16 protein-coding genes and 1 pseudogene are annotated in these 15991 nt (G+C 76.0%); 5 read left to right on the plus strand and 12 right to left on the minus strand.

Annotated features, from left to right (window positions below):
- Nucleotides 1–10: 10 nt before the first annotated feature.
- Nucleotides 11–196, minus strand: a complete 186-nt coding sequence (locus Q1K26_RS18925; RefSeq protein ID WP_300014566.1) for a hypothetical protein — start codon at nt 194–196, stop codon at nt 11–13.
- An 18-nt stretch (nt 197–214) separates the two neighbouring features.
- Between Q1K26_RS18925 and Q1K26_RS18930 the strand changes: the two genes are divergently transcribed.
- The gene (locus Q1K26_RS18930; protein ID WP_300014569.1) at nt 215–967 is read left to right on the plus strand and encodes a hypothetical protein; all 753 of its coding nucleotides are present in this window, start codon (nt 215–217) and stop codon (nt 965–967) included.
- Here Q1K26_RS18930 and Q1K26_RS18935 read toward each other — a convergent pair.
- The gene (locus Q1K26_RS18935) at nt 945–1415 is read right to left on the minus strand and encodes a MarR family transcriptional regulator (protein WP_300014571.1); all 471 of its coding nucleotides are present in this window, start codon (nt 1413–1415) and stop codon (nt 945–947) included. The genes Q1K26_RS18930 and Q1K26_RS18935 overlap by 23 nt on opposite strands.
- Before the next feature lie 206 nt (nt 1416–1621).
- On the opposite strand from Q1K26_RS18935, the gene Q1K26_RS18940 reads away from it, so the two are divergent.
- Complete coding sequence (locus Q1K26_RS18940; RefSeq protein WP_300014611.1) at nt 1622–1960, plus strand: Lsr2 family protein; 339 nt, start codon at nt 1622–1624, stop codon at nt 1958–1960.
- A 141-nt stretch (nt 1961–2101) separates the two neighbouring features.
- Here Q1K26_RS18940 and Q1K26_RS28815 read toward each other — a convergent pair.
- From Q1K26_RS28815 to Q1K26_RS18950, 3 genes and pseudogenes are all read right to left on the minus strand, one after another.
- A pseudogene (locus Q1K26_RS28815) lies at nt 2102–2491 on the minus strand (GNAT family N-acetyltransferase); the annotation flags it as partial.
- 7 nt (nt 2492–2498) lie between these two features.
- Nucleotides 2499–3827, minus strand: a complete 1329-nt coding sequence (locus Q1K26_RS18945; RefSeq protein ID WP_300014574.1) for a hypothetical protein — start codon at nt 3825–3827, stop codon at nt 2499–2501.
- Nucleotides 3828–3927: 100 nt separating this feature from the next.
- Complete coding sequence (locus tag Q1K26_RS18950; protein ID WP_300014577.1) at nt 3928–5118, minus strand: MFS transporter; 1191 nt, start codon at nt 5116–5118, stop codon at nt 3928–3930.
- A gap of 139 nt (nt 5119–5257) precedes the next feature.
- On the opposite strand from Q1K26_RS18950, the gene Q1K26_RS18955 reads away from it, so the two are divergent.
- Together Q1K26_RS18955 and Q1K26_RS18960 are read left to right on the plus strand one after the other, a co-directional pair.
- The gene (locus Q1K26_RS18955; RefSeq protein WP_300014580.1) at nt 5258–6622 is read left to right on the plus strand and encodes an alpha/beta fold hydrolase; all 1365 of its coding nucleotides are present in this window, start codon (nt 5258–5260) and stop codon (nt 6620–6622) included.
- Nucleotides 6622–8037 (plus strand): pyridoxal-dependent decarboxylase, encoded by a 1416-nt coding sequence (locus Q1K26_RS18960; protein ID WP_300014583.1) that lies wholly within the window; start codon nt 6622–6624, stop codon nt 8035–8037. The genes Q1K26_RS18955 and Q1K26_RS18960 overlap by 1 nt, the downstream gene beginning before the upstream one ends.
- A gap of 23 nt (nt 8038–8060) precedes the next feature.
- Here the strand turns inward: Q1K26_RS18960 and Q1K26_RS18965 are convergent, their stop codons facing one another.
- From Q1K26_RS18965 to Q1K26_RS18995, 7 genes are all read right to left on the minus strand, one after another.
- Nucleotides 8061–9011 (minus strand): alpha/beta fold hydrolase, encoded by a 951-nt coding sequence (locus Q1K26_RS18965; RefSeq protein ID WP_300014586.1) that lies wholly within the window; start codon nt 9009–9011, stop codon nt 8061–8063.
- A gap of 29 nt (nt 9012–9040) precedes the next feature.
- Nucleotides 9041–9475, minus strand: coding sequence for an ATP-binding protein (locus Q1K26_RS18970; RefSeq protein ID WP_300014590.1), 435 nt, complete (start codon nt 9473–9475; stop codon nt 9041–9043).
- A gap of 76 nt (nt 9476–9551) precedes the next feature.
- Nucleotides 9552–10433: an NAD-dependent epimerase/dehydratase family protein gene (locus Q1K26_RS18975; protein ID WP_300014593.1), complete on the minus strand. Its 882-nt coding sequence runs from the start codon at nt 10431–10433 to the stop codon at nt 9552–9554.
- Nucleotides 10433–11995, minus strand: a complete 1563-nt coding sequence (locus tag Q1K26_RS18980; RefSeq protein ID WP_300014595.1) for a class I adenylate-forming enzyme family protein — start codon at nt 11993–11995, stop codon at nt 10433–10435. Before Q1K26_RS18980 ends, Q1K26_RS18975 begins: the two co-directional genes overlap by 1 nt.
- On the minus strand, nt 11988–13136 hold the full coding sequence (locus tag Q1K26_RS18985) for a cytochrome P450 (RefSeq protein ID WP_300014599.1): 1149 nt from the start codon (nt 13134–13136) through the stop codon (nt 11988–11990). The genes Q1K26_RS18980 and Q1K26_RS18985 overlap by 8 nt, the downstream gene beginning before the upstream one ends.
- Nucleotides 13133–13879, minus strand: coding sequence for a glycosyltransferase family 2 protein (locus Q1K26_RS18990; RefSeq protein WP_300014602.1), 747 nt, complete (start codon nt 13877–13879; stop codon nt 13133–13135). The genes Q1K26_RS18985 and Q1K26_RS18990 overlap by 4 nt, the downstream gene beginning before the upstream one ends.
- Nucleotides 13876–14868 (minus strand): 3-oxoacyl-[acyl-carrier-protein] synthase III C-terminal domain-containing protein, encoded by a 993-nt coding sequence (locus tag Q1K26_RS18995; RefSeq protein WP_300014605.1) that lies wholly within the window; start codon nt 14866–14868, stop codon nt 13876–13878. Before Q1K26_RS18995 ends, Q1K26_RS18990 begins: the two co-directional genes overlap by 4 nt.
- 508 nt (nt 14869–15376) lie before the next feature.
- On the opposite strand from Q1K26_RS18995, the gene Q1K26_RS19000 reads away from it, so the two are divergent.
- Nucleotides 15377–15991, plus strand: a 615-nt coding sequence (locus Q1K26_RS19000) for a DUF222 domain-containing protein (RefSeq protein ID WP_300014608.1), incomplete at its 3' end; no start/stop codon positions are given.

Genomic DNA, 15991 nt, shown 5'->3' on the forward strand with positions numbered 1-15991 from the left:
CTGCCCTTGATCAGCGGGTGGGCACCTCGCCGGTCGGGCGGTCGGCGGCGCCGGCCTGCGCGGCGCGGGAGTGCAGGCGGGCCCGGATCTCGTCGGGCGTGTAGGCCTGGCGCCTGCGCTCGGCCCGGGCGGTGACCACCCCGGTGGCCGCCACCCCCGCGAGGCCGGCGAGTCCGATCAGCTTCCACCAGCGCATCCGGCTACGGTACCGGCCGTGGCCGGCAGATCCTCCAACGTGCTCAGCCTCGACCGCGCGTGCGAGCTGGCCCGCACCGGCGACATCTGGGTGTTCCGCGGCCACAGCGGCGCCGACCGCGCCATCCGCGGCCTGACCAACGCCCCGGTCAACCACGTCGGCATGGCCGTCGTGGTCGACGACCTGCCGCCGATGCTGTTCCACGCCGAGCTCGGCCGCTCGCTGCTGGACCTGTGGACCGGCACCCACCAGCGCGGCGTGCAGTTGCACGACATGCGCGACGCGGTGCTGCAGTGGGGCCACCGCTACGGGCAGCGGGGATGGATGCGCCAGCTGGAGGGACCGGTCGGGGCCGAGCAGGAGGACGGGGCGCTGCGGGCCGTCGCCCGCCTCGACGGCACCCCGTTCCCGTCGACGGCGCGGCTGACCGGCCGGTGGCTGTGGGGCCGCACGCCCGCGCCGCCGTGGCGGGAGGCGCAGGGCGGCGGTGCGGCGCTGGAGACCGCGTACTGCGCCGAGGTCGTCGCGCTGGCCTACGAGGAGATGGGCCTGCTGCCGCGCCACCGCAGGGCCGGCTGGTACGACCCCGGCCGCTTCTGGAGCGGGGACGACCTGCGACTGGCCCCCGGGTTCCGGCTCGGCGGGGAGATCGAGGTGGCCCTGCCGCCGGCCCCCGGCACCGCACCGGTTCCGATCGACGTGGCGCCACCGGGCCGCTGGGAGCGGATCGGGCACGCGGCCCGCCGCCTCACTCGACGGCGACGCCCGTGACCTCGGCGCGGTAGGCGCGCACCATCGCGTTGGTGTCGGCGAGGAACCGTCGCACCGCCGCCAGCTCGGCGTCGTCGTAGCGGTCGAGCAGCTCGTCCATCCTCGCCCCGAGCGGGCCGAAGAACGCCGTGCCGACGCGCTCGGCGGCCCGGCCGTAGTGCAGCGTGATGCGGCGGCGGTCCCGGTCGTCGCGTGCCCGGCGCACGTGCTCGACCCGCTCCAGCCGGTCGATCACCGCGGTGGTGGCTCCCGAGGACAGCCCGAGGTGCGCACCGAGGCGTCCCGGTGTGAGCGGGTGACCCGCCCGGTCGGCCTGCATCACCGCGAGCAGCGCGTAGAGGTCGGTGACGTGCATGTGGTGCCGGTCGGCGAAGACCTGGCTCAACCGCTCGGCCTCCCCGGCGTAGGCCTGCAGCAGCCGGACCAGCTCGTCGCGATCTCCGTCCACGGCCGCCACGGTACCTCAACCATCGAGAGACCTCCGAGCCATTCCGATACCGGCCCCGCATTCCCTCGTGAGTCACCGGTTCCCCGACCCGGATCGACAATCGGTATGGGCATCGTTTATCGTCGGGTCAGGAAATGGCCTTCCCCCACATCCCCGTTCATCCGGGCGAACCGTGGTACCCGCAGAACCCCGAGAAAGGCACGTACGTGGCGAAGCAGACAACGATCACGCTGGTCGACGACATCGACGGTTCCGAGGCCGACGAGCAGATCGAGTTCGCGATCGACGGCAAGGCCTACGAGATCGACCTCTCCGCGGCCAATGTCTCCCGTTTGCGCGACGCGCTCGCTCCGTTCGTTTCCGCCGCCCGCCGCAGCGGGAGCACCCGGCGCGGGGGTTCTGCGTCGACCGGCCCGTCCCGGGCCGGCACCGACCGCGAGCAGAACCAGGCCATTCGTGAATGGGCGCAGCAACAGGGCATGAAGATCTCGGAGCGGGGCCGGATCCCGTCCAACGTGCTCGAGGCCTACCACCAGAACCACTAGTCCGGCGCGGGGCGGGCACTCGCCGGACCACGTCCTGACCTGCTCATCCCCGTGTGATCGGCGCGGCGACACCTCGGCGGATCCGACGCGGCACGGTGATGCGCCGCTGCGATCGTCGGCCACGTCGCTCAGGATCGCCGCCCGATCTGTCCCGATCCGGAACGCCTCGGTAGCCAATGCGGCAACTGCCGAGGCGGCGTAGCCCTTTGCGGTGTGCGCGGGATGCAACCGGTAGCCGACCTCCGCCCACCCCCGATCCATTCGGACCGCCATCGAACGGCCGCCGACCACCGCGCCGCCCGGCTCGCGGATCGCGAACTCGTGGTCGGTACCGCCCGACCGGACCCCGCGCACCCGCTCGATGTGGTCGCCCGTCCCGGATTCGGAGAATCCGTACGCCGCCCACGACATCCACGGGTGCGCCGCGCCGGCGATTCCGTGACCACGCCGTCCACGATGTCGGTTCGGCACCGGCACCGGGGTCACCGGACCGGTGCGCAGTCCCCCGCGCGCGGGGCCCGTCGATCCCATTCCGTTCTCACCAGACGGTGAACAGCAGGTGGTTCACGGCCAGCGCGAGCCCGGCCTGGGCCGCCAGCCACATGCGGGCCCGCGGCAGCAGCGCGCAGGCCACGACCAGCCAGATCCCGAACGGCAGCCAGATCCGTTCCACCTCGGCCTTGCTCAGCCCGGAGACGTCGGCGAGCACGATCGCGGCGAGTCCGCCCGCGACGAGGACCGCCGCGAGGAGCGGCAGCGACCGGGGCGCCGCAGCGAGCCTGCGCAGCCCGGCGACCACGGCCGGGCCGACGGCGATGGCCAGCGCGGCCAGGTTGGCCCACAGGAAGTAGGTGTAGGGCCGGCTCTGCGCCACGCTCAGCGCGTAGATCACCTGCACCCGCTCGAACCCGGTGAACCACCAGAAGCCGCTCGCCGTGAAGGCGGCGCCGATCGCCAGCACCCCCGCAGCCGACCACAGCAGGGCCGTCCGGTCGCGCGTCACCGCGAGCACCGCCAACGGCAGCAGCCCGCCGAGCACCAGGCCGTAGGACAGGTACAGGCACCACCCGAGCAACGCCCCCCCGGCGAACGCCCACGCCCATGCGGCGCGCGCGCCACCGCCAGCCGCGACCGCCACCAGCGCGGTGCCCCACGCCAGCGCCGCGGCGAACAGGCCGTCGGCCGACACCCCGACCCACACCGCGCCGGGGAACAGCACCGCGAACGGCAGCACGGCGCGCGCCGTCCGTTCCTCGCCCAGCGCCCGCAGCGCCACCACGACCGCCACCCCCGCCGACGCCCCGAGCAGCAGCGTGACGATCCCGGAGGGCCCGCCCCCGCCCAACCCGACGCGATCGAGCCACACGTAGAACAGGAAGATGCCCGGCGGGTGCGCGCCGACGTGCGTCACCCACGTGTCGGGGCCGGGGAGGATGAACTCGGAGAACGTCTGCAGCATCTGCGGGATGTCGGTCACCCGCGGCACGTCTGTCAGGTACTCGTGGATGCTCGTCAGCCGGCCCACGACGCCGCGGGACCACCCGTCGACGAGGGCGAGCGAGGCCGTCCAGAGCACCGACACCCCGTAGCCGGTCAGCAGCAGCGGCCGCCACGCCAGGCGCTGGGCCACCGCGGGCCCGCGCGTCACCACCAGTACCGCGACGGCGACGGCCGCGGGCGTCCCCGGGCCCACGTGCGGCTCCCAGGTGGCCAGCAACGGCGGGAAGCCCAGGACGATGTCCGTGCCCCCGGCCTTGAGGTGCTCGCCCACGACCGCGGCGGCGACGACCAGGGCGGCGACGCCCGCGACGGCGAGGAGATCGAAACGCGTCTCGCGCCGCAGGCCGGTCGGGATGATCGTGCTCACCCGGCCATGATCACAGCCCGGGCGGGTGCCGACGCGGAGGCCCGGGATCCGTCACCGACCCGCAAGACCTCGCCCGCCGCCGTGCCCGATGGGTCGGGGCTCAGGTGCGGGCGTACGCCGCGCGGCCCAGCACGCACAGGACGGCCAGCGGGACCGCGGCCACCAGCGCCACCAGGAACATCGGGCCGAAGGCCCCGGCGCCGGCCAGCGGAGCGAACAGCGCGGTGCCGGCCGCGCTGCCGAGGAACAGCGTCGCGGCGAACAGCGCGACCGCGGTGGCCCGCTCCCCCGGCACGACCTCGGTCACCCAGGTCTGCAGCGTGGAGTGCAGGAACGCCCACGAGCCGCCGATCAGCAGCCCGGCGGCGGTGACCGTCACGATGCTCACCGCGACCGCGGGCACCGCCCACGCCGCCACCAGGAACCCCCCGCCGATCGCGGCGAGCCCGGCAGGCGACACCCGCCCGACGAGGCTGCGCACCAGCCGGGAGAACCCGAACGCCCCGACCCCGTAGGCGGCCGCGACCAGCCCGGCGACCGTCGCGCTGGAGCCCAGCGACTGCACCGCGGGCGCGAGGTAGGTCAGCACCCCGAGCACGACGACGCCCTCGACGAACGCGAGCCCCAGCACGGCCAGCGCCCACCGCGACCGCACGACACCGCGCAGCGACAGCCACGGGTTGCCGGTGGCGAGGACCCGGTCGGGCTCGGGCAGCCGCCGCAGCGCGACCCACAGCACCAGCGCGGCCGCCGCGGTCACCGCGGGCACCGCACGCCACCCGACGATGTCGGCGAGCAGCCCGGCACCCGCGGTGGCCAGCGCGATGCCGAGCGAGGACGCGGCGAGCACGTCCGACAGCGGGCGCTGCCGCACCGAGATCGGCCAGGCGTCGCCGACGTAGACCAGCGTCGAGGGGATCAGCGCGGCGAAGCAGCCGCCCGCGACCGCGCGGGTGACACCCAGGACGGCCAGGTTCGGCGCCAGCACCGAGCCCACCCCAGCGAGCGCGGCGCCGAGCAGCGCCAGCCGCATCACGCGCACGCGGCCGATCCGGTCGCTGACCAGCCCCCACACCGGCTGCATCAGGCCGTAGGCGAGGAAGTACCCGCTGGCGACCGCGGCGACGGCGGCGAGCGGTGCTCCGAGGTCCAGCGAGATGACGACCAGCAGCGGCGCGATCGCGAACCGGTCGCAGGTGCTGGTCAGCGCGGCCGCCTGCAGCAACCGCAGCCGGGCACGCCCGCCGGAGACGGCGTCGTCGACCTCGGCCCTGCGCGCGTCGGTGGTCACCGCCCGACGATGCTCCCCGGACGCCGGATCCGTCGCCCCGAACCGGCGTGACCCTCACCACCTGCTCGGGGGGCGCTCGCCGCACGGGCCATCACGCCTGCGAGCCTCCCGCCCGGGGCACGGCACTAGCGTGGGGCCGATGCGGGGGATGATCACCGGGTTGCTGGCCCTACTGCTGCTCGCCGCGTGCGCCGCGCCGCCCCCGGCGGCGCCGCCACCGGCGGGCCTGGACGGCGACTGGCGGGGCACCATCGAGGTGCCGGGCGCGCCGCTGGAGATCGGCGTGACGTTCGCCGGTGACGGCGGCACCCTCGACGTCCCCGCCCAGGGCCTGACCGGCGTCCCGCTGGCCGAGGTCCGCACCGAGGGAACGGCGGTCACGTTCACGGTGCCCGGCCTGCCCGGGGACGTCTCGTTCCGCGGCACCCTCGACGGTGACCGCCTCACGGGCGCCTACGACCAGGCCGGGCGGACGCTGCCGTTCACGCTGACCCGCGGCACCGTCGCCGCTCCGGCCCGCCCGCAGGAGCCGCAGCCGCCGTTCCCGTACCGCAGCGAGGACGTCACCCTCACCAGCGGCGACGTCACGCTGGCCGGCACGCTCACCCTCCCCGACGGCGACGGCCCGCACCCGGGCATCGCGCTGATCACCGGCAGCGGCGCGCAGGACCGCGACGAGACCATCGCGGGCCACAAGCCGTTCCTGCTGCTCGCCGACACCCTGACCCGCGCCGGGTACGCCGTGCTGCGCACCGACGACCGCGGGGTGGGCGGGTCCACCGGACGCCTCGACGAGGCCGACTACACCGACCTCGCGGGCGACGCTCTCGCCGGTGTCGCCCTCCTGCGCGGCCACCCGGACGTCGATCCGGCACGGGTCGGGCTGTTCGGGCACAGCGAGGGCGGGTACATCGCGCCGCTGGCCGCGCAGCTGGCGCCGGCCGACGTCGCGTTCGTGATCGCGATGGCCGGGCCCGCGGTGTCCGGCGAGGAGGTGGTGGTGCGCCAGCAGCAGCTGATCGGCGCGCAGGCCGGGGTGCCGCCCGAGCAGCTGGCCACGCAGGAGGCGTACGTGCGCGAGCTCGTGGACCTGGCCCGGGCCGGCGACCTGGACGGGGCCCGCGCGCTGGCCCGCGAGACGCTGACCGCGCTGCCGCCCGGGCAGCGCCCGGCCGACGACCAGCTCGATGCCCAGGTCGAGGCGCAGCTCGCCCTGATCCCGTTCCTGCTGCACGACCCCGCCCCGTCGCTGTCCGCGCTGCGGGTACCGGTGCTGGCGTTCTTCGGGGAGCGCGACCTGCAGGTGCCGCCGGGCCAGAGCGAGGCGCCGATGCGCGCGCTGCTGGCCGGCAACCCCGACGCCACCGTCGTCACCCTCCCGGGCCTCAACCACCTCATGCAGCCGACGGAGACCGGCGACGTCACCGAGTACGGCACGATCGAGACGACCCTCGCGCCCGAGGCGCTCGACCTGGTCACCGGCTGGCTGCGGGACCGGTTCTGATGGCCGATCTCGACCCGGAGGAGTTCCGCCGCCTCGGCCGCGCGGTGGTGGACTGGGTGGCGGCCTACCGCGCGGGGGTCGGTGACCGGCCGGTGCGCGCGGGCGTCGAGCCCGGCTGGGTGCGCGCCCGGCTGGATACCGGGCTGCCCGAGCGTCCGCAGCCGTTCGAGGTGCTGCTCGGCGAGCTGGACCGGGTGGTCGTCCCGGCCACCACGCACTGGCAGTCGCCGGGGTTCTTCGGGTACTTCCCGGCGAACGCCTCGCTGCACTCGGTGCTCGGCGACCTGCTCTCGGGCGGGCTGGGCGTGCAGGGCATGTTGTGGTCCACCTCGCCCGCGGCCACCGAGGTGGAGCAGGTCCTGCTCGACGGTCTCGCCGACGCGCTCGGGCTCGACCCCGGTTTCCGCTTCGACGGTGGCGGGGGCGGCTGCATCCAGGACTCCGCGTCCTCGGCGGCGCTGGTGGCGTTGCTCGCCGCCCTGCACCGCGCCTCGGGCGGTCGGTGGCGGGCGGACGGCGTCGACGGGCGCGAACGGGTCTACGTCACCGCCGAGACGCACTCGTCGCTGGCCAAGGCGGTGCGGGTGGCCGGGCTCGGGGACCGCGCGCTGCGCGTCGTGGCGCCCTCACCCGGCTCGCAGGCGATGTCGGCGGACGCGCTGGCGACGCTGCTCGCCGAGGACGTCGCCGCGGGGCTGGTGCCGGTGCTGGTCTGCCCCACGGTCGGCACCACCGGCACCGGGGCCGTCGATCCGGTGCGCGCGGTGGCCCTGGCCGCCCGCCCGCACGGCGTGTGGGTGCACGTCGACGCCGCGTGGGCCGGCGTGGCGGCCCTGTGCCCGGAGCACCGCGACCTGCTCGACGGCGTGGAGCTGGTCGACTCGTTCTGCACCGACGCCCACAAGTGGCTGCTCACCGCGTTCGACGCGTCGCTGCTGTGGGTGCGCGACGCCCGCGCGCTCCCGGACGCCCTGTCGATCACACCGGAGTACCTGCGCGACGGCGCGAGCGACTCCGGCGCCGTGGTCGACTACCGCGACTGGCAGGTGCCGCTGGGTCGGCGCTTCCGCGCGCTGAAGCTGTGGTCGGTGCTCCACGGGCACGGCCTCGACGGCCTGCGCGCGCACCTGCGCGGCCACGTCGCGCTGGCCGCGGAGCTGGAGTCCCGGATCGTCGCGGAGCCCGGGTTCACCCTCGCGGCCCCGCGGTCGCTCTCGCTGGTGTGCTTCCGCCTCGACGCGGGTGACGACGCCACCCGGGCGCTGCTCGACCGCGTCAACGCCTCGGGCCGTGCGCTGCTGACCCACACCGTGGTCGAGGGCCGCTACGTGATCCGCGTGGCGATCGGCGCGGTGGCGACGCGACGCGAGCACGTCGACTCCCTGTGGGCCCTGCTCCGCACTTCGGAGCCGTAGTGCTGTTCCGACGGCGCCGGATGTCAGAGCTCGTTGCCCAGCAGCGGCAGGGAGGGGCCGCAGGGCAGGTCCCTGGCCTTCTCCGGGCCCAGCGCGTTGAGGATGATCTGGCCGGTCCGCTCGGTCGCGATGATCGAGAGGTGGTCGGAGAGGTCGGCCTCGCAGCCGTCCTGCACGACGATGTTCGTGGCGCCGTCGAGCTCACCGCTGGTGTAGGGGATCACCAGCTGGTCGTAGCGGGTCATCACGGTCGTGTAGGTCACCCCGTCGACGTTCGCGCCCTCGGCGTTCATCCGCTCGACGTAGTCCGAGCCGGCGACCAGCTGCGGGCAGGACTCGCAGGCCACCTCGACCACGCCGCCGACCGGGTCGCGCAGGGCGAGGCCGTCGGCCACCAGCGCGAAGGGCACCGGGTCGGCGAGCGTGCCGTCGTAGAGCGGGGTGACGGCCACGTAGTCGTCGACCTCCGCCGCGCCGCCCAGGAACTGCAGGTAGTACTGCGGCATGATCGTGCCCTCGGAGTGCCCGACGAGGTCGACCTGCTCCGCGCCGGTCTCGGCGAGCACCTCGTCGACGAACGCCTCGAGTTCCGCGGCGCTGTCCTCCATGCGGGTGAACCCGCCGAACTGGTCGCGCGGGAACGGGGCACCCTCGGGGACGCCGTAGGTCAGGGCGTAGACGCAGTAGCCGGCGTTGGCGAGCAGCGGCGACATCGTCTGCCAGTTGGTGGTCTTCGACGCGCTCAGCCCGTGCACCAGCACGACCGGGTCGGGATGCTCGGCGCTGGGCTCGCAGTCGACGTTGGCCCCGGGCGGGTCGGAGCCCGGCGCCGCGAGCCCGGCCGCCAGCGCCGCCGAGAAGCCGTAGGGCACCGGATGGTCGGGCTGCTCGGCGGGCGCCGCCGCGGCCGGCACCACCGCCAGCCCGGCGATCAGTGCTGCCGTGACCCCGACGAAGACCCCCGCGCGCCCCATACCCCCTGAACGAGCGGGCGTACCGGCGGTTACGCCGGGTCAGGGATCCGGTGCCGCAGCAGCACCCGGCTGCCCCGTTCGTCGTAGTGGATGAGCACGGACTCCGACATCGTGGTCATCAGCGGGATACCGCGGCCGCCCTCGCTGGGCCGTTCGGCGGGGGGCTGCCAGCTGCCGTGGTCGACGATCTCGATGGACAGGGTGGAGTGCCCGGGCTCGGGTCCCGGTTCGGTCCACAGCGTGAGCTCGACCGAGCCGGCCTCACCCGGCGCGTAGGCGTGGCTGACCGCGTTCGCCGCGGCCTCGTCGACGGCGAGGACGACGTCGGCCGTCTCGACCTCGGTGAGCCGCAGCGGGGCCAGCCAGCGGGCCAGCTCGTGCCGGATGGCGGAGAGCTGCTCGGGATCGGCGGGCCAGCTGCGGTGCACGAACTCGACCTGACCGCTTCCGCGCTGCTGCTCCATGATCGGCGGGTTCCCGGGTCGCCCGCACGGGCAAACCCCGCCCACCGCGCCGCGGGCACCGCTCGTCCGGCCCGACCTACCAGTCGGCGGCACCCGCGAACGAGGTGGGCGCCGGATCGAGGCCCAGGCGGGTGCGGGCGGCGGTGAGGTCGAGGGTGCGTTCCAGGCCGAGGTGCCCGACGGCGTAGCGGGTCAGCCGGGGCCGCATCGGCAGCACCGCCGCCAGCTCGTCGAGCACGGCGGCCAGCGGCCACGCCACCCGCAGCGGGAGGTGGCGGACCGTGACGTCGAGCCCGCGCTCGGCGAGCAGCGCGGCCAGCGCGGCGTCGAGGGTGACCGGGGCCGCGTCGCCGACGTTGTAGGTGCCCGGTGGGGCGCCCGGGTCGCAGCCGCGCAGCACCGCGTCGACGAGGTTGCCGACCGAGGTCAGCGTGTGCGCGCACCGACCGTCCCCGGCGACGACGAGACCGCGGCCGCGCACGGCCCCGAGGACCCGGGGCAGCAGGGTGCGGTCGCCGGGGCCGTAGACGGCGTGCGGGCGCAGCACCACGGTCTCGGGGCGCCCGGCGAGCAGCCGTTCCGCGGCGGCCTTCGACGCCTCGTACGGGGTGCGGTAGCGCCCGACGGGTGCCTCGGGCTCGCGGGCACGCACGGTCGGGACGAACGGGTCGTAGACGCTGGAGGTGGACAGGTGCACCAGGCGCACGCCCGGGAACGACGCGACGACGTGACGGGTGCCGTGCAGGTTGGCGGCCCAGACCGGGCGCGGGTCTCCCCCGTCGGTCACCGCGGCGGCCGCGTGCACGACCGCGTCGACCGGCGGCGGGTCGGTCAGCGGGCCCGCGGCCAGGTCCCACGACAGCCGGGTCAGGGGGTGCACCTCCCACCCGCGGGCGCGGGCGCCCGCCACCACCGCGGCGCCGACGAACCCGGCCGCACCGGTCACCGCGATCCGCATCAGGCGATCCGCGCCCGCAGCGCGGCCCGGTCGGGCTTGCGGGCGCGCCCGGACACCGGCACCTCCGGCACGACCAGCACCTCGTCGGGCAGCGCGGCGGCGTCGATCAGCCCCGGTAGCGCGGCCCGCACCCGGGCCGCCAGGTCGCGCGGTGCGCCGGGGTCGGCGACCAGCGCGAGCACCACCCGGTCGTCGCCGATCCCGTCGGGCACACCCAGCAGCACCGCCTGCGCCACACCGGGCAGGCGCGCGATCGCCGGCTCGTGCAGCCCGGGGTAGATGTTGGTCCGACCCCGGATGATCATGTCGGTGGCGCGGCCGCCGAGCACGATCGCGCCGGCGTCGAGGCGGGCGAGGTCCCCGGTGACGTGCTCGGTCAGCGCCGGCCCGCCGAGGTAGCCGCGGGCGAGGTGGGTCCCGGCGACGACGAGCCGGCCCGCGTCGTCGATCCGCGCCGTGACGCCGGGCAGCGGCGCCCCCACCAGGTCCCCCGGCCCCGCGTACGCCAGCTTCTCGGTCGCGGTGGCGACCGCGACGGGCAGGATCTCGGTCATGCCGTAGACGGCGAGGAACTCGACGTCCGGGAGCACCGCCGTCGCGCGGCACAGCAACGGCGGCAGCACCGGTGCGGCGCCGAGCAGCACCTGGCGCAGCGAGCGGGGCAGGGCGACCGCGCCGGACTCGACCGCGTCCAGCACGGCGGCGAGGTCGGCGGGCACGAGGAAGGTGTGGGTGGCGCCGTCCAGGCCCCGGGCCAGCTCGTCGGGGCGCGCGGCGGGGGCGAACCCGTGGGGCGGCATGCTCCAGTGCCCGCCGCCGACGAGCGCGGGCAGCCCGAGCAGGAACTGGTCGGTGTGCACGCGGGTGCCGGGCCCGAGCGCGCAACGGGCGGCGAGCACGTCGAGGGCCGCGCCCAGCGAACCGCGGGTGTGCACCACCGCCTTCGGCGCGTCGGTGGTGCCGGCGGTGAAGACGACGACGGCGTCCTGGTCCGGGGCGTCCACGACGACGTGGGGACGGTCGGCGGGCCGCGTCAGCGCGGACAGGGCGAGCGCCCCGCGCGGGACCCCGGGCAGCCACCGCCCGGCCCGCACGTGCCGCACCGGGAGGCGCCCGTAGTCCGGGAGCAGCACCCCGCGCCGCCGGGCGAACGCGCGCAGCGGCGGGCGGCCCGCCGCGTACAGGACGGACTCGGCCGCCGCCCACGACGGCGCGGCCAGCTCGGTGCGGGCCGCGAACAGCGCAGACCCCACGCCGGGGTCGACGAACACGACGGTCCCCCCGGCCGCGACGGTGCCGAGCGCGAGCACCACGGCGTCGGGCGAGGGCCGGACGGAGAACAGCATCCGCCGCCCCGGCACGAACCCGGCGGCGCGCAGCCGGGTCGCCACGGCACGGACCCGCCCCCCGACCTCGGCGTAGGTGAGCGGGCGTGCGCAGTGCGCACCGGGCCACCCCCGACGCCCGGCACGGGCACGGCGGGGCGCGGGCGGACCGGAGAGGGCCGGGGCGGCGCCGTGGCGGTCCGCCGCTGCGAGCACCCGTTCGACCAGGTCAGGCACCGCTCACCACCAGCTCGCGGTAGGCGGGGACCAGCACCCGCCGGGCCACCCGGCGGCGCGTCACCCGCAACGGGCGGGCCAGGTGCGCGTCCAGGACGGCGTCGAGCACGAGCCGGACCTGCGTCATCGCCAGCGGCATCCCCAGGCAGAAGTGGGGCCCGGCACCGAACCACAGCCGCCGCAGCTCGGGCGGGTGCGGGCGGTCCGGGTCGAAGCCACCGCGGGCGCGGGCCGCCGAGACGGTCGCGATCACCACCCGGTCCCCGGCCCGCACCCGCACGCCCCCGATCCGGGTGGGCGCGACGGCCCGGCGCAGCATCACCGGAGACGGCACGGTCACCCGCAGCGCCTCGGCGACGACCGCGTCGACCCGGGCGCGGTCGGCGGCCACCGGCGCGAGCAGCCCGTGGTCGGACAGCAGCGCCACCAGCCGCGGCACGAACGACGCGACCGTCTCGGTGCCGGTGAGCACGAACGCGGCCACCGCGCCCAGTGCCTCGTGCTCGGTCAGGCCCAGCTCCCGCATGCGGCCGGGCACCGTGGCCGGGTCGCCCGCGCGGTAGGCGCCCGCCGCCGGCGCCGTGATCCGCGCCAGCGCCGCCCGCCCGCGCGCCACCTGCCGGGGCGTGAGCGACGGGCGGGTCAGGCGCACCATCCCGGTGACGGCGGCGGCCGCGTCGAACGCCGGACCCGCCGCGTCGCGGGCGTCCAGGCCGACGAGCCCGGCGATCACCGCACCCGCGACGTCTCGCGCGACCGGCACCAGGTCGACGGGCTCGCCGCCGACCAGCCGGTCGCGCAGCGCGGCACACCGCTGCCCCGCCACCCGCGCGCACAGCGCCGTCACCGCGGCGGGCGTGAACAGCTCGGCGAGCGTCCGGCGCAGCCGCGCGTGCGCCTCGCCCTCCATGTTGAGCAGCACCGCGGGGCCGACGACCGGCGTCCACAGTGCAGCGGGCGACCCGGGCCCGGTCTTGGCGAACGCCGCGGTGTCGGTGAGCACCGCCCGGGCCAGCGCGGCGTCGCTGACGACCACCCCCACCCGCGGGACCCGGACGGCGGGTCCGAGCCGGGCCAGGCCCCGGACCAGCGGGTACGCGACCGGGTGGGCGCCGAGCTGCACCCGCAGCTCGGCGGTCACCTGATGTCCACGTGCGCGGGGCGGTAGCGGTGGTCGGCGTACCAGCCCAGCGTGCGCACCAGCCCCCACGCCCGCACGCGGCGGCTCGACCCGTACACGACGACGTCGCGCCGGTGCCCGTAGCGCGCGGTCAGCGGGCGCACCGCGTTGACCAGCGCACGGTCCTCGTGGACGTCCTGGATCCTCGTGCGCGGGAACCCGCCGGCCCGCTGGTAGAGCGCCGCGGTGATCGCCAGGTTGCAGCCCGCCGACATGACGTAGGGCCCGAGCGCACCGGGCACCCGGTTGCCCGGGCGGAACCGGCCGAACGCCGCGGCGACCGTCACCGCCCCGACGAGGACCCCGCGCCGCCACCACCGCAGGCCCTCGTCGGTGCGCGGGCGCAGGCGCCCGGCGATCAGGTCGAGATCGGCGAACCCGGCCCGGATGCGGGCGGTCCAGTCCGGCGCCGGCAGGCAGTCGGCGTCGGTGCGGGCGAGGTGGGTGGCGCCGGCCGCTATGGCGTGCCGCATCCCCGTGTCTGCCGCCGCCCCGGTGCCGCGCTGGGCCTCCGCGACCACCTCCACGGACAGTTCCGGGTGCGCGGCGGCGAACGCGCGCACCACGTCCGCGGTGCCGTCGGTGGAGCCGTTGTCGACCACGACCAGCCGGAAGTCGCGGTCGCGCTGAGCAGCCAGCGCGTCCAGCGTGGCACCGATGCCCGGGGCCTCGTCGAAGGCGGGGACGATCACGGCGAGGATCACAGCGCCACCACGGCGATCCCCAGGCTGATCCCGCCGGCCAGGCCGACCAGGGCCACCCGGTCACCCGGCCCGCACCGCCCCAGCTCGCGCGCCGTCACCAGCTGCAGGGGCAGGCTCGCCGAGGCGACGTTGCCGTGCTCGGCCACGGTCACCACGAGCTTGTCCGCGGGCACCCCGGCGCGCTGCGCGAACACGTCCAGGTAGGGCAGCGACACCTGGTGCACCGCCACGACCGCCAGGTCCGCCCAGGTCAGACCGAGCCGGTCGAGCGTGGCGTCGAGCACCCCGGTGCCGACGGCGAGGAACGCGGACCGCAGCCGGGCCGAGTCCATCGCGAAGTAGGTGTGCTCCTCCTCGCGCGGGTGCCGCGACCCGCCCCCGGCCAGTGTGCCCGCCCCCCAGTGCCGGGAGTCGGCGGTGAACGCGGTGGCCAGCACCCCGGCATCGGGAGGCCCCGCGGTGAGCAGCAGCGCCGCGCCGGCATCGGAGAGCGTGTAGCCGGGGAAGGCCCGCAGGAACTCGCGCATCGAGGAGACCTCCCACCGCACCGCACGCGACGGCGTCTCACCCGACGCGATCAGCACCGTGCCGTAGCGGCCTGCGACGATCAGCGCGTCGGCCACCTCGATCGCGTTGAGCACGCTGTTGCAGGCGTTCTTGACGTCCATCACGGGGCAGCGCAGCTCCAGCGCGGCCGCCACGATGTGCGCGGTCGCCGGCTCGACCAGGTCCTGGCTGGCCGAGGCGAAGATCAGCAGGTCGACGTCGGCCGTCGCCGTCCCGGTGCCCGCCAGCAGCTTGCGCGCGGCCGCGGCCGCCAGGTCCGAGGCCTGCTCGCCGTCCGCGGTGACGTGCCTCGACGCGATACCGGTGAGGCGGTGGATCAGACCAGGGGGCGGCGTGTACGGCCCGATCCGCCGCTCGACCTCGGCGGTGTCCAGCCGACGTTCGGGCAGGTGCACCTCGACGCCCGCCAGGCGTGCTCCCACGCGATCACCTCCGCTCTCCCTGCCGAAGGTTAGAAGGATGGTCCCGGGGCGGCGTCCGGGGAACTACCGACGTGCTCCGTCCGGACTTCGTGCTCGGCGGGTGTCGGCTCCACCGAGTGCTGTCGCGCCTCGTCGCCGGCGTGCCTGCGGGGGGGTGTCGGGCGCCCTTCCGGCGGTTCAGGTGAACCGTTTCGGGGGTGGTCGGCCTCCACCGACCCGCGTCGGGGCCGCCCGCCGGGTCGGGCGGGGCCGGGTTCCGGCGTCTCTTCCGGGTGGGGGGTGGTCTGCCTCTACCGATGTGCTGCCGCGCCGATTCCGCTCCTCGGCGCTGGCGCGCCTGCGGTACGGATCGACTTGCCACCGAATGACCCTCCCTCGATCTCCGTAGCCGGTTGAGTCGGCCGCTCCCGCACGGCGTCGATCTCCCGATTCTCAGTGGTCGCCGAGTGGTCGACCTGCGTCGACAAGCGGTGCCTTCACCCAGGTCAGCGGCGGTATAGTAGAACACATGTTCCCATCCGTCGCTGCGCCCTACGCGCCCGAACGGGACACCGCCGAGGCCCCGCCCACCATGGCCGACACCCCGCCGTCGGGGGTGTTCGCCGCCGAACTCGACTTCGCCACCACACACCCGGCCGCGCTGACCGATGCCGAACTGGTGGACGCCGTGGTCGGGTACGAGAAGCTCGCCGCGTGGGCCGCGGCCCGGCAGGCCGCGGTGCTGGCCGAGTTCGCCGCCCGCCCCGCCGACCACCCCTCGGTACCCGCCGCGCAGGTGCGGCAGTGGGCCGCCGACGAGATCGCCCTCGCGACCACCGTGTCCCGCGGCTCCGCCCACGCCCGGCTCGCCCGCGCCGTCCGCCTGGACGCGGTACTGCGCCCCACCCGCGACCTCCTCGAAACCGGACAGCTGGACCCCTCACGGGCCCGGTTGATCTGCGACCGCGTCGAACACCTCGACGACCAGGTCGCCGCCGCCGTGCAGGAACGGGTGCTGACCCGGGCACCCGGGCAGACCTGGGCCCAGCTCGACGCCGCCCTGCGCCGCGCCATCCTCGCCGTCGACACCGACGGCGCCACCACCCGACACCGCACCGCGAAACAGGCCCGGCGGGTGGACGTG

The organism is Pseudonocardia sp. (assembly GCF_029263155.1).
In the GTDB taxonomy this organism is placed as follows: Bacteria; Actinomycetota; Actinomycetes; order Mycobacteriales; family Pseudonocardiaceae; genus Pseudonocardia.

What these genes read in the sequence shown, in the direction of transcription:
- Q1K26_RS18960 (WP_300014583.1), top strand. Translation starts at nt 6,622, where the DNA reads ATGGCCGATCTCGACCCGGAGGAGTTCCGCCGCCTCGGCCGCGCGGTG.
- Q1K26_RS18970 (WP_300014590.1), bottom strand. Translation starts at nt 9,475, where the DNA reads ATGGAGCAGCAGCGCGGAAGCGGTCAGGTCGAGTTCGTGCACCGCAGC.
- Q1K26_RS18955 (WP_300014580.1), top strand. Translation starts at nt 5,258, where the DNA reads ATGCGGGGGATGATCACCGGGTTGCTGGCCCTACTGCTGCTCGCCGCG.
- Q1K26_RS18975 (WP_300014593.1), bottom strand. Translation starts at nt 10,433, where the DNA reads ATGCGGATCGCGGTGACCGGTGCGGCCGGGTTCGTCGGCGCCGCGGTG.
- Q1K26_RS18965 (WP_300014586.1), bottom strand. Translation starts at nt 9,011, where the DNA reads ATGGGGCGCGCGGGGGTCTTCGTCGGGGTCACGGCAGCACTGATCGCC.
- Q1K26_RS18925 (WP_300014566.1), bottom strand. Translation starts at nt 196, where the DNA reads ATGCGCTGGTGGAAGCTGATCGGACTCGCCGGCCTCGCGGGGGTGGCG.